This is a genomic window from Aquiflexum sp. TKW24L (assembly GCF_023502205.1).
Lineage (GTDB): Bacteria > Bacteroidota > Bacteroidia > Cytophagales > Cyclobacteriaceae > Cognataquiflexum.
In genome coordinates this window covers 1-12,784 of record NZ_JAMFLG010000034.1, presented here as the reverse complement: position 1 = coordinate 12,784, position 12,784 = coordinate 1, and the positions used below count along the sequence as shown (strand labels likewise).

The following is a 12,784-nucleotide window of genomic DNA, read 5'->3' as shown; positions in this document are numbered from 1 at the left end:
AAGTATTTTTTGATAAGGCTAGTACACAGTTGCTAAAAAAAAACTTGATTCCAGATTTCTCGCTTCAAGCGCCATGGGATGTCTTTCAAAAATTTGCACTTGTATTATAACCTGATTTCAACTTAGTTCAAAAACGTCAAAGAACCATCTGTCAATCATGTAGTTCTTCTCAAAATTTGTGTAAGGCATTTTTTTTACTTCAAACATACTTTTGTTTAATAACATGAAATATTCTAATCCTGGGGAGAGTTTAAGGTTGAATGCAATACTTTTTCAACACACCCTTGGTTCAATTTGCTTGATCTATAGAGAGGGGACAAGCCACGTAAAATTTTGATACTTCCGTTCATTTGTTCTAGAAAGCATTTGAGATGGTAGTTGACATTTCCTCCTCCTAATTCCAAAATGGAATAACGCAGGAAAAGAACAGAGAAGAAGTGATAGAAATATTCTCGTAAGCAAACAAAACACTGCAATGGATTCCAGTATTATTACGGTTTTGATCATCCTAAGCATTACAGTTATACTGTTGGTGCTTGATTTGGTCCGAATTGACATTGTAGCCATTGGCTGTATGCTGGCGGTGGGATGGACCGGTATTTTGGATTCGCAGGAGGTGTTTTCTGGATTTTCGAGCAACGCTGTAATTGCCATGCTGAGTGTGATGATACTTGGACGAGGTATTGCCCGCACGGGTATCATGGATGAATTTTCAAAACTTATTATCAGCAAGGCTGGAACGCGCAAACGAAACCTTATAGGCTTGCTTTCTCTCTCAACTGGCATTCTTTCAGGTTTAATCCAAAACATTGGCGCAGCTGCCCTTTTTCTGCCAGGAATCTTGCAGGTTTCGCGCCGCACCAAGATTCCCGCATCATCGCTAATTATGCCCATTGGATTTGCTGCCATTCTTGGCGGAACACTTACAATGGTTGGTTCGGGTCCACTGATTTTGGTAAATGATTTATTAAAAAACGAAGGACATCAAGCCTACAACTTGTTTTCCGTAACCCCAGTCGGGATTGTGCTTCTCTTATCGGGCATAGGTTATTTTTTGCTGTTTGGAAGTAAAGTTTTACCCAAAAAGAAAGTTGACGAAGCAGAAAAAACTGAGCAAGAAAAGTTGGTAGAAAAACTTAATTTACCACATAACATCAAGTTACTAAGCTTGACTGCTGAAAGTTCACTGCATGGAAAAACAACAGAAGAGGCAGAATTGTGGGAAACCTACCATGTCAATCTTTTAGGCATCGGAAAAGGGGATAATGTGGTTTATGCGCCTTGGCGAGAAAATAAATTTGTTGAGGGACAAACCCTTGCTGTTCTGGGATCTGAGGAGAACATCAATCATTTTTCAGAACACTTTCAGTTGGAGGCACTTGCTGCGTCAAGGAATTTCTCTCATGACTTTAGCCCGAATGTTAGTGGTTTTGCAGAGGTAATTATACCTCCGGGTTCTGAACTAGCCGGAAAATGTATAAGAGAATATTCCCTGAGAAAGCGCTACGCCGTGGAGCCCATAATTCTTTTCAACGAAGGAAAAAGGATAGAGGGAGATTTTTCTGATATGGAGATTCGCTCCGGGGATGTCTTGATTATTTACGGCAGGTGGGAGGAAATAAAGGATTTGAAAGAAAGTGCTGATTTTGTAGTACTCACTGAGTTTGAAATAAATAAAAAAGACAGGTCAAAATTGTGGCCGGCAATAGGTTGTTTTGTTTTTGCCATTACCCTTGCATTATTTGGCTTTCCCATTTCAATGGCATTTCTGACCGGAGCTCTTGGCATGGTACTTACCCGTGTATTGCATATCGGAGAAGCCTATGGGGCTATAGAGTGGAAAGTTGTTTTTCTCCTAGCGGGATTGATTCCATTAGGAGTAGCCATGCAAAAAACGGGTGCTGCCACTTTTCTTGCAGAAGCCATCATGGGCTTGGTAATTGATTTACACCCTGTTTTCATCGTTCTCATGGTTGGGGTTTTGTCAACCATTTTTTCACTGTTTATGTCAAATGTAGGCGCAATCGTAGTCCTGGCACCCTTGGTAATGGGAATGGCGAAAATTGCTGACATTGATCCCCGGCCACTTGTACTTATGGCTGCCGTTTGTGCTGCTAACTCCTTCATTTTGCCTACACATCAAGTGAATGCTTTCCTAATGTCTTCCGGCGGTTATCGCAATGCTGACTATATAAAAGCAGGGAGTGGAATGACAATACTATTTCTGATTATCACAGTTTCTATCTTCTATTTTTTCATGATTTAAACAATAAAATAAACCTAAATACATATGCTATGCTGATAAAACATTATTTCATGAACAAGATTGCACTCAGTTCCTACATTCTTGCCGGATCGGAAGTTTGTGCCATCATTGACCCACAGCGCGACACCGATCTTTATATTGATGAGGCGCGTGCGCTGGGTGTAGAAATCACCCATATCCTGCAAACTCATATGCATGCCGATTTTGTGTCGGGGCATATGGACCTTGCTGAGAAAACCGGTGCCAAAATATATGTGGCCAAAGCAGCCAAATGCGCTTTTGATCACGTAGCGTTAGTCGAGGGTGATACCATAGAGATTGAGGATTTTGTCATTAAAGTGCTGGAAACACCCGGGCACTCTCCTGATCACCTATGTTACGTGGTGGTAGATACTTCGAGGGGGAAAGAACCTGTATGTGCCTTTGTAGGCGACACCTTGTTTGTTGGCGACGTAGGACGCCCTGACATTTTTCCTGATATCGCCGAAGAGCTTGCCGGGAAATTATACCACAGTCTGTTTGATAAAATTTTAAAGCTTCCGGACTTTTGCGAAGTTCTCCCTGCACATGGCGCAGGTTCTCTTTGCGGAAAATCAATGGGTGCCAAATGGCGTTCAACCATCGGTTACGAAAAAAAATACAATGAGGCGCTGCAGATTACGGATAAGGATGAGTTCATCAAGTCGCTCACCAATCAAATGCCTCCTGCGCCCGACCACTTTAGCAGGTGCAACGAAATCAATCGCGAAGGGCCTGTGCTTGTTTTAGAGCTTCCTCCCATGACAAACCTAAAGGCGGCATCTTTCAAAGAAATTTTAGATAAAGGAGATATTGCCATTGTTGACACCCGTAGCTATTTAGCCTTTGGCAGTCAGCATATTCCCGGTTCTTGGAGCCTGGATATTAATGGTAACCTGCCCACATTTGCAGGATGGGTACTTCCTGTTGATAAAGATTTACTGGTAATAGCAGACAGTTTTAAAGAAGCGGAAAAATCGAATTTATGGCTCAGGCGTGTTGGTCAAGACCGTGTTGTGGGGTATCTGGATGGGGGTATGGCTGCCTGGGTTACAAAAGGTTACAAAACCAATCATATTAAACAAATCTCAGCTGAAGATTTAAATGATATGGTTACAGGTTCTGATAAGTTCGTGTTGCTCGATGTGAGAGCAACCAATGAATATGAAGACGGACATATTGAAGGCGCTATCAATATTCCTGTGGCCGATTTGCGTGAAAGGTATACAGAACTCAATAAGAAGGATAAGACTATCTTGATTTGTAGCTCGGGTAATCGAAGTAGTCTGGGTGTAAGTATTCTGAGTCAACACGGTTTTGAAAAACTAACCAATGTGGCAGGAGGTATGACCGGATATAGTGCTGCTGGATATATCAAGCGCTGTGATGTTTGTCAAGTTCCTCACGGATCAAGGTTTATTCAAAGGCTTAAAAACTAAACCAATTTTAAATAAAAAACATGGAAACATTTGGATCGGTTTTTACGCAAACCCTATGGTCGCCCTATGTAGTTGGCATAGGGATTGGTATTTTGAGTTGGCTGAGTTTTTTGATTTCGGGCAAACCTATTGCTACCTCAACGACATTCGCCCGGGCAGGGGGGATGATTGAAAATCTGATTTCAGGAGGAAAAGCAGAACAAAGGCCTTACTTTAAAAAGATCAAACTTCTGATCAATTGGCAGTGGATGCTTGTTTTGGGAGTTGTATTAGGGTCATTTCTGTCAGCTATGATCTCAGGAGATATTCAGGCAAATGCGTGGGTACCACCACTCTGGGCTTCAGCTTTCGGTGATGATGCAGTGCTTAGGGTTATTGTCGCCTTGGTGGGGGGGATTATTCTCGGTTTCGGCGCACGTTTTGCCGGCGGTTGTACCAGCGGACACGGTATTAGCGGCACGCTGCAACTTGCTGTTTCAAGTTGGGTTTCAGTCATCTTCTTTTTTATTGGTGGAGTGATTACTGCCCATATCATTTATTATGTAATTGCTTAACTCCCAGCGGATCATCATGGAAAAAAGAGAAGAAGTTTCAGATAAAAAAAATGGAACAGAAGATAAAGCATCTGATGAAGATAAAAGACCTTTACTAATAGGTTTGGGTTTTGGTATTATTTTCGGCTTTCTATTGCACAAGGGCGGAGCAACCAAATACGATGTGATAGTCGGTCAGTTGTTGCTTACCGATTTTACGGTTATCAAAATCATGCTTTCGGCAGTAGTTACCGGCATGATTGGGATATACTTTATGAAATCAATGGGCTGGATTAAGCTATCGATAAAGAGTGGCTCAGTGGGTATGAATGTCATTGGCGCTACTATTTTTGGTGTTGGATTTGCCGTGCTTGGCTATTGCCCGGGAACCATTGCCGGGGCAATGGGTAATGGATACTTGGATGCCATTGTTGGTGGTGTAGCAGGCATAATTCTGGGCACCTGGATTTTTGCTGTTTTGTATCCCAAAATAAAGGATGGGATCCTGAAAAAAGGCGATTTTGGGGAAATTACGTTTCCGGGCATGCTAAAGGCAAATGACTGGGTGGTGGTTGTTCCAGCAGGTGTAATTATAATCCTAGTGCTATTTGGGATCGAAAAAGTTGGTTTTTAGAACAAAGGTTATTTTTTTACCTCTAAATTACCGTGAATATGGAAACTTCAGACGCCTCAGAAGACAAAGAAATAGAAGACATCAAAAAGGATGAGAAGGTACAAAGAGCTTTGAGCGAAACCTCAATTGTTGAAGAAAAGGTAAGTGCTGGTATTATAAAAAAAGAAGCTCCCTTTTTAGGAATGACTGTTATCATATTTCTATCCTGTGGTGCTCTTTATTTTCTTTTAGGTCAGAAAATTTTACCAATTGCCGGCAGCTATATACCGCTTTTGCAGAGAATTGTACTTGCTGTCATGTTGATTTCTTTGGTGTTAATTGCCAACAGGCTTTTAAAAAAATTAGTTAACCGAAAAATAAAAGATAAAACCAAAGAATTCAATTTTAACAGGATTGCTGATTTTTTTGCAGCCCTCCTTATACTTGCCATTATCCTTTCATTGCTGTTTGCCAATTGGTATGCCGCAGCAGTTTCTTTTGGTATAATTTCTCTTACGCTTGGCTTTGCTTTGCAAAATCCCATCACAAGTTTTTTTGCATGGCTTTACATTCTTATCCGAAAGCCATATGAAGTCGGCGAACGGATCAAGATAGGCAATGTGTTTGGAGATGTGATCAATGTGAGCTATTTGGATACCACCTTGTGGGAATTTAATGGGGATTATTTATCCGCTGACCATCCTAGTGGACGTATCATCAGATTTGCCAATTCAAAAGTCTTCAGTGAATATGTCTATAATTATTCATGGCCTTTATTTCCTTTCATCTGGAACGAATTTAGTTTCTTCATCTCTTATGACAGTGATTTTGATTTTACGGCAGCTACTACAAAGCAAATTGTTGAAGTGAAAATAGGTGAATCCATGGTGAGAAGGGTAAGGCGATTTAAAAAGATTCTGGCAGATACACCGGTCGATGAATTTGATGTAAATGAATATCCTTCCGTGATTTTAAAAGCCCATGTCAATACATGGATAGAGGTGACCGTGCGATACTTGGTTGAGCCCAAAAGTTCAGGACGGGTAAGAAAAGAACTTTTTGAAATCGTCATGGAAGAATTAAAGAAACATCCGGAAAAGGTGATTTTTCCAAATTCAACAAAGCAGAAAGATCAATAGCATTTGTCCGATACCTATCCTTGTCAGGCGTGGACGTATTTCATCTTTTGAATTTACAATTCTTTGCCGGATTTCTGTAACCCTAGAATTTTAATTGACCTGACCTTTGTATTGACCATAAAGTCAATCATTTAAACCAATTAAGAGGTGGGAATTTTAGAGAACAAAGTAGCAATAATAACCGGTGCAGCTTCTGGAATAGGCAAAGCAATTGCCTTATTGTATGCATCAGAAGGTGCCAAGATTGTTGTTTCCGATATTGATGAGAAGGGTAGTGAGGATACTGTTGCTTCTATCAGAGAAAATGGAGGTGATGCGATTTTTATTAAGGCGGATACTTCTAAGCCTGTGGACAGCAAAAATCTAGTGGAGCTGACTGTCAAGCATTTTGGGGCTTTGCACGTAGCCGTGAACAATGCCGGAATCGGCGGGCCTATCAGCCCTGTGGGAGAATATCCAATTGAAGGTTGGGACAAAACCATTGCCATCAACCTTTCTGGGGTTTTTTATGGCATGCGCTACCAAATTCCTGCCATGCTCGAAGCTGGTGGAGGAAGTATTGTAAATATGGCCTCAATTCTTGGTAAAGTAGGTACGCCTAATTCTTCGGCTTATGCAGCGTCTAAGCATGGTGTTATTGGGCTGACAGAGTCAGCAGCATTGGAATATGCACAATATAAAATCCGAATCAATTCAATAGGACCGGGATATATCTCCACACCCTTGCTTACCAAAAACTTAGATGAGGCTACCATGGACGGATTGGTGGCATTACATCCTTTGGGTAGATTGGGAACATCTGAAGAAGTTGCAGAATTGGCTTTATGGTTAAATTCCGATAAAGCGTCATTTGTGACTGGAGCCTATTTCAATGTAGATGGTGGCTATCTGGCTCAGTAATCCTTTCCAGCTCAATTTTTTTAACATAAGTCATCAGGATACTACGACGCAACAATTAAAATGAAGGTGGTTTAAAATGAACCACAGACTATTTCTTATAAATTAAAAACCAAACCAATGATTATGAAAACTACTATTGATTACCATTCTTACACTAAAGTGCCTCCCAAAGGAATTTCCTGGAGGGCTATTTTCGCAGGTACCATTGCAGCCCTAGCGGCCATGTTGATATTAAATCTGATTGGAGTAGCGATAGGATTATGGAGTATAGAACCTATTGAGGAAAATAATCCAATGAGCGGACTGGGAACAGGCGCTATTATTTGGTGGGTTCTGAGTAACCTGATTGTACTTTTTACTGGCGGATTTGTCGCAGCACGGTTGGGTATCTCCTTTACAAATTTTAGCGGGGTAATTCATGGCATTATGACTTGGGCATTGTACACCCTTATTTCAGCTTGGTTGCTTACTTCTATCATAGGAAGCATTATTTCTGGCGTGGGAAATGTGGTTGGAGGAGTCCTATCCAAAACAGGGGATGTCATTTCTGACCAATTGGGTCCCATCGTAAAGGATCAGTTCCAAGACATAGAATTGTCTTTAGATGATGCGAAAAAAGAGTTTTATTCCCTATTGGAGGATACCGGTAAGGCGAATCTTGATCCCGAATACCTGAAGTCTCAAGGTGAAAAATCTGTCAGTGACGCAAAAAACATGGCAAGTAGACCCGGAAGAGGTGATAGTAAAGTTGAAGGTATCTTGAACCAGTCCAAAAACAGGTTTGAACAATCCTTTAAGGCTTTAGACCAACAGGCACTTGTCAATATCGTTGTGGAGCGAACCGATATGACCGAAGCCGAAGCTAAGCAGGCAGTTGAAAACACTTTTGCTGAATTTGAAAGGGCAAGGGTGGAATTTGAAGCGTTTTTGCAAGAGACTAAAGAAAAGGCTGAGCAGAAAGCAGAAAATATCGCCAAGTCAGTGGGTGATGCAGCGATGTATCTCGCAGTTGCACTAGTTCTAGGAGCTATAGCCGCCACTTTTGGAGGATTTGTAGGAGTAAAGAACTTGAGGGAAGATTACTTCAGAAATGAAGATCGAGTGATTGAAAGAGAAGCAGCCATAGGTCGCGGAGAATTTAAATAACCACTAATTTATCAGAACAAGAAGCCTGTTGAAGGCTTCTTGTTTTTTTCTTTTTTTATACCTAAAATCTGTGGGTTAAGATTGCGACGACAATTACTTAATTTTTTTGATTAAAAAAGCCACTTTTTTGGGCTAAACAAATGGGCTCCCAAATAAATCGAAATGCCAAAAATTATTAAGGTAATTGGTAGGACTCCTACTTTTTGGTAGAACAGAATTTCACCTAATTGACTACCTAAGCCTAAAAACAGGATATAGGTACTAAACAGATTTAAAAATCTAGGATGCCGATCCCGTGCTTCAATTATGGGATAGCTATTCAAAAAAGGTTTTTCAAAAAGCTGTAAGAGAAGCTTACCTGATATTCCAAATGAAAAAAGGCAGATCCAAACTAGCAGGATATTCTCTGGTAATTCAATCGTACCTCCTATAAATAGTGGAATAATCAGTCCAATTAATCCTGAAATAGCCTTTATAATTGTCATAGGTTAATCCTGTTTGCAGAATTAAGTTAGCCAAAAGCTTTAAAAATCACAAGCCTGATCCTTTTCCTAATAACCAATTAACCACTAATCAATTAAGCCATAAGCAACCCTTCGGCAAGCTCAGGGACCACCCTTCGGCAAGCTCAGGGACCACCCTTCGGCAAGCTCAGGGACCACCCTTCGGCAAGCTCAGGGACCTGGACAAATAACCATTAACCAAATAACCCCATAACCAACCCTTCGGCAAGCTCAGGGACCTTAACAAATAACCATTAACTAATTAACTAAATAATCAATTAACCACCCCCATTAATCTCTTCCATCACTTCTGCAAATAGCCTCGCGGACTTTATCCTGTCTTCAATGGCATACATGGTAGATGTTGCGATGATTTCATCCACTTGGGTTTGTGCCAAAAATTCCTTCGCCTGCTTTTTAACAGTTTGCTTACTGCCTACAAAGGAATATTTAAGCATCTGTTGCAAGGAAGGATGCTGCACCATCTCTTTCAGGTCTTTTGTCATTTCTGTAGGTGCCTGTAAACCCTGTCTGGATCCTGTCAACACACTGAAAAACATCCGGATCAAGGTCGTATATAATCTTTCAGCTTCTTCGTCAGTATCGGCCACAAATACATTGACCCCGGCCAAAGTATATGGCTTTTCCAAAAACTCAGAAGGCTGAAATTCCTGATGGTAGATACTCAAAGCCTGAAGCAAATAAGTGGACGCAAAGTGGCTGGCAAAAGCATAGGGTAAACCCTTTTCAGCCGACAAATGGGCACTGTCTGTACTCGATCCTAAGATATACAGCGGCACATCTGTTCCTTCCGCTATGGTTGCCCGTACTTTGGCGCTTTTGTTTTTGACTGAAAAATAATTTTGGATCTTCTCTACTTCATTTGGAAATGAGTGTGCGGCCTGCATAAAATCCGAGCGGATGGCTTGTGCTGTCTGCGAATCTGTTCCCGGCGCTCTTCCCAAACCCAAATCGATGCGGTTGGGATAAAGGTGTGCTAAAGTTCCAAACTGCTCTGCGATAATCAACGGGGAGTGATTGGGCAGCATGATGCCGCCCGAACCAACCCGGATGGTTTTGGTATTTTCTGCCACGTAACCGATCAAAAGAGAAGTAGCACTGCTGCCGATATGCTCAGAATTATGGTGCTCGGCAAACCAATACCGCTTGTAACCTAAAGATTCAGCTGCTTGGGCAAATACAAGGGAGTTGTTGAGGGTTTGTTTTATAGTGCCACCCTGCGGCACAATGGCTAGTTCTAAGATGGAGTATGAGATATTTTTATTGGACATGATTCGATAATTATTGGTTAAGCGTGGTTAGGTGGAGCCTTTATCCTATTAGATATTAATAGATACTGGATATTCGTGGATATTGACCTAGAACCAAACCTTAAATATGGTCTTGACTTCTGCTGACATCAACAGTTAAGCTCTTTAAATAGGTTCGCATGGTAGGATCTTACAGGAAAAGAAGGGAGTGAAGATGGAAAAAGTGATTTGGTCAAATTGGAAATTTAGGGGATTAGTTTTATGTTTAAATATATTGAAAAATATCGGCAACAGTTGTGCTATGTATGCCATATATAGCGCAATGATTGCGTGAAGCAAAACGTTGGGGTCAATTCTAAAATGGCAAAGCAGAATCCTTGGATAATCGGAATATTGGGGTTTGGAGTTTTTTCTATACCTAGCATGGAATAATTTTGAAACACTCTTTGCTCCATGGACAAAAACCGCAGAAGCAAAAGCCGTGATTACAGATAATGCACTTGGGTATGGACCAATGGGGAGAGGATTTACCCAAATTATCACAATATCCTATCTAGTTGAAGACTCAGTCTATGTTCAAAAGAAAAAACTTTCTCAGAGAATCGATAAAAAGGAAATTGGATCAAAGGTCTTAATTGAATATGCTGTTAAAGATCCTAAAAATTTTGAAATCAAAGGTTTTTTAAAACAATGAACTGATATTTTTATCAAAAAACTTTATCTTCCTACATGGAAACAGGTGACTTCATTTCTGAAATAGTGGTTTTTAAACCCTCCCAAGGTAGTGATGAATTTGAAATCATTTTGGATGGCGAGCATGATACGGTTTGGGTTACCGAACAGCAGCTTGTTGAGTTATTTGGTAAAGCTAGAAGGACGATTGGTGAGCATATCCGAAATATTTACAAAGAGGGAGAATTGGAAAAAGAGTCAACTTGGCGGGATTTCCGCCAAGTTCAAAAAGAAGGAGAAAGAAAGGTAGTAAGAGCAGTTTCAGCTTACAATTTGGATGTTGTGATCTCAGTAGGATACCGTGTGAAATCACCTGTTGGGATTGAATTCAGAAAATGGGCAACCCAAAGATTGAAAGATTACTTAGTGAAAGGTTATGCCATCAACAGCGAATTACTGAGCAAACAAGACCAAAAAATCATACAGTTAGAAAACCAACTTGATATTTTAAGGGAAAGAAAGTTTGAGTCACAAAGAGTACTGACAGAAGGGTTTTTGGATATTATTTCAAAGTATTCCAAATCTTTTGAATTGCTTAATAGGTATGATTCAGAAGATCTTCAGCTTGACAACCTTTCGAAAGAAATTATTTATGTCATCAATTATGAAGATGTCAAGAAAGCCATTCACCAATTAAAGAGGGAATTGATTCAGAAAGGAGAAACGGGAGAGCTTTTCGGAAACGAGAAAGATGATTCCTTCAGGGGAATATTGGGCAGTATTTCCCAAACGGTTTTTGGAGAATTGGCATATCCAACCATTGAAGAGCAGGCAGCACAATTGTTATACTCTGTCATCAAAGGTCACGCCTTCAGCGATGGAAATAAGAGAATTGGTTCATTTCTATTTGTGTGGTTCTTGGAACAGAACACTTTTCATTTGGATGAAAGGGGAATAAGGAAAATTAATGAAAACACTTTGGTGGCTCTGGCATTGGCAGTAGCCCAAAGTTTACCTGAGCAAAGGGAATTGATGATAAAACTGATAGTGAACCTAATAAAGAACTAAGTCCAACATCACCTTGGATACAGCGGGCGGTTCAGAGTAAATAGAAAGTTCAGTATCTTAAAAAGGTAAGGAGTAGATTAGAAGAGAACGTTTCCGAATGCCCGCCGTCTCCAAGCTGAATCACGTTAGCATCAAGAAAAAAACAAAAATGACAAAAAAAGTTTTTGTAACAGGAGGAACAGGATTTTTAGGAAGACACCTAATTGAAAGGCTTGTATCCGAAGGCAATCAAGTTCTTGCGTTGACAAGAACTAAAAACTCTTTAATAAATCTTCCCATTCACGAAGTTGTTGGAAGTTTTAATGACATTCAAAAATGGGAGAACGAACTTAGTGAATGTGATGTATTAATACACTGTGCAGCGAGAGTGGAGTTTTGGGGTGCTTGGCAAGACTTTTTCAAGGACAACACACTTGCGACCTTGGAACTATTAAAATCAGCAGAGAAGCACAACGTCAAACGATTTATTTATATTAGTTCTGAATCTGTATTACAAGATAAAAAGGACTTGTTTGACATTGATGAATCATATCCATATCCCAAAGAACCAAGTTCGAATTATGGAAAATCTAAAATGTTGGCTGAACAAGGTATAATTTCCTTTAATGGCAACATTCAAAAAATAATATTGCGTCCTACATTCATTTATGGTAAGGGAGTAAATGCCATAGAAACCCTCAAAGAAAAAGTAAAAACGGGTACATTTTCTTGGATTGACAAAGGAGATATATGGATGGAAATGGTATATGTGAAAAATGTTGTGGAGGCTATAACTAAGGCATTCGAAAATGGCAAAAACAATGGAATTTACAACATAACAGACCATTCAAAACTAAAAGCAATCGAATTTTTGTCTGACTTAATGGCAACAGAAAACGTATCTATCTCTAAAAAAAATACACCTTCTTTTATTGCTAAACCTGCTGCATCAATAGTCGAGATAATTTGGAAAGTGTTTGGCAATAATAGTTATCCTCCATTGACAAGATTTGATTTAAGTTTCATTGCAATGAACAGACAGTACAAAACGGAAAAAGCAATTAATGAACTTAATTACAAGCCGATTTATAGCACAGTTGACGCACTTAAAGAAATGGGAAAGAATACCTGATGCAAATACAGGTTTGTCAAAAGTGGCGGTTCAGTGATCCCCGCCTGGGTGAAGTTTGGAGTAGGCCCTAAGCAAGTTTGTAACTACGCTTTTATATCATAATGA

Annotated in this window: 11 protein-coding genes; 10 read left to right on the top strand and 1 reads right to left on the bottom strand. The window is 40.1% G+C overall.

Going from position 1 to position 12,784, the window contains the following annotated elements:
• The first annotated feature begins 475 nt into the window (after positions 1 to 475).
• From M3O96_RS17620 to M3O96_RS17590, 7 genes are all read left to right on the top strand, one after another.
• On the top strand, positions 476 to 2,266 hold the full coding sequence (locus M3O96_RS17620; RefSeq protein ID WP_249722708.1) for an SLC13 family permease: 1,791 nt from the start codon (positions 476 to 478) through the stop codon (positions 2,264 to 2,266).
• A gap of 50 nt (positions 2,267 to 2,316) precedes the next feature.
• Positions 2,317 to 3,723 carry an MBL fold metallo-hydrolase gene (locus tag M3O96_RS17615; protein ID WP_249722707.1) on the top strand — a complete coding sequence of 469 codons (1,407 nt, stop codon included), beginning with the start codon at positions 2,317 to 2,319 and terminating at the stop codon, positions 3,721 to 3,723.
• A gap of 20 nt (positions 3,724 to 3,743) precedes the next feature.
• Entirely contained in the window at positions 3,744 to 4,277 is a 534-nt protein-coding gene (locus M3O96_RS17610) for a YeeE/YedE thiosulfate transporter family protein (RefSeq protein ID WP_249722706.1), read from the top strand.
• Positions 4,278 to 4,293: 16 nt separating this feature from the next.
• Positions 4,294 to 4,890 (top strand): YeeE/YedE thiosulfate transporter family protein, encoded by a 597-nt coding sequence (locus tag M3O96_RS17605; RefSeq protein ID WP_249722705.1) that lies wholly within the window; start codon positions 4,294 to 4,296, stop codon positions 4,888 to 4,890.
• A gap of 38 nt (positions 4,891 to 4,928) precedes the next feature.
• Positions 4,929 to 6,008, top strand: coding sequence for a mechanosensitive ion channel family protein (locus M3O96_RS17600; RefSeq protein ID WP_249722704.1), 1,080 nt, complete (start codon positions 4,929 to 4,931; stop codon positions 6,006 to 6,008).
• A 147-nt stretch (positions 6,009 to 6,155) separates the two neighbouring features.
• Positions 6,156 to 6,908, top strand: a complete 753-nt coding sequence (locus M3O96_RS17595; RefSeq protein ID WP_249722703.1) for an SDR family NAD(P)-dependent oxidoreductase — start codon at positions 6,156 to 6,158, stop codon at positions 6,906 to 6,908.
• Positions 6,909 to 7,031: 123 nt separating this feature from the next.
• Positions 7,032 to 8,054, top strand: a complete 1,023-nt coding sequence (locus M3O96_RS17590; RefSeq protein ID WP_249722702.1) for a Na+/H+ antiporter NhaC family protein — start codon at positions 7,032 to 7,034, stop codon at positions 8,052 to 8,054.
• Between the two features lie 781 nt (positions 8,055 to 8,835).
• On the opposite strand, the gene M3O96_RS17585 is transcribed toward M3O96_RS17590, so the two are convergent.
• The gene (locus M3O96_RS17585) at positions 8,836 to 9,849 is read right to left on the bottom strand and encodes an LLM class flavin-dependent oxidoreductase (protein ID WP_249722701.1); all 1,014 of its coding nucleotides are present in this window, start codon (positions 9,847 to 9,849) and stop codon (positions 8,836 to 8,838) included.
• Positions 9,850 to 10,228: 379 nt separating this feature from the next.
• Between M3O96_RS17585 and M3O96_RS17580 the strand changes: the two genes are divergently transcribed.
• The 3 genes from M3O96_RS17580 to M3O96_RS17570 all read left to right on the top strand — a co-directional run bounded on the left by M3O96_RS17580 (position 10,229) and on the right by M3O96_RS17570 (position 12,679).
• Complete coding sequence (locus tag M3O96_RS17580; protein WP_249722699.1) at positions 10,229 to 10,522, top strand: hypothetical protein; 294 nt, start codon at positions 10,229 to 10,231, stop codon at positions 10,520 to 10,522.
• 35 nt (positions 10,523 to 10,557) lie between these two features.
• Positions 10,558 to 11,568 (top strand): virulence RhuM family protein/type II toxin-antitoxin system death-on-curing family toxin, encoded by a 1,011-nt coding sequence (locus M3O96_RS17575; protein ID WP_249722696.1) that lies wholly within the window; start codon positions 10,558 to 10,560, stop codon positions 11,566 to 11,568.
• Positions 11,569 to 11,716: 148 nt separating this feature from the next.
• Entirely contained in the window at positions 11,717 to 12,679 is a 963-nt protein-coding gene (locus M3O96_RS17570; RefSeq protein ID WP_249722694.1) for an NAD-dependent epimerase/dehydratase family protein, read from the top strand.
• Positions 12,680 to 12,784 lie beyond the last annotated feature (105 nt).

Excerpts from the sequence above, each read along its gene's own strand:
- M3O96_RS17620 (WP_249722708.1), top strand. The coding sequence starts at position 476 with ATGGATTCCAGTATTATTACGGTTTTGATCATCCTAAGCATTACAGTT.
- M3O96_RS17615 (WP_249722707.1), top strand. The coding sequence starts at position 2,317 with ATGAACAAGATTGCACTCAGTTCCTACATTCTTGCCGGATCGGAAGTT.
- M3O96_RS17610 (WP_249722706.1), top strand. The coding sequence starts at position 3,744 with ATGGAAACATTTGGATCGGTTTTTACGCAAACCCTATGGTCGCCCTAT.
- M3O96_RS17605 (WP_249722705.1), top strand. The coding sequence starts at position 4,294 with ATGGAAAAAAGAGAAGAAGTTTCAGATAAAAAAAATGGAACAGAAGAT.
- M3O96_RS17600 (WP_249722704.1), top strand. The coding sequence starts at position 4,929 with ATGGAAACTTCAGACGCCTCAGAAGACAAAGAAATAGAAGACATCAAA.
- M3O96_RS17590 (WP_249722702.1), top strand. The coding sequence starts at position 7,032 with ATGAAAACTACTATTGATTACCATTCTTACACTAAAGTGCCTCCCAAA.
- M3O96_RS17585 (WP_249722701.1), bottom strand. The coding sequence starts at position 9,849 with ATGTCCAATAAAAATATCTCATACTCCATCTTAGAACTAGCCATTGTG.
- M3O96_RS17575 (WP_249722696.1), top strand. The coding sequence starts at position 10,558 with ATGGAAACAGGTGACTTCATTTCTGAAATAGTGGTTTTTAAACCCTCC.
- M3O96_RS17570 (WP_249722694.1), top strand. The coding sequence starts at position 11,717 with ATGACAAAAAAAGTTTTTGTAACAGGAGGAACAGGATTTTTAGGAAGA.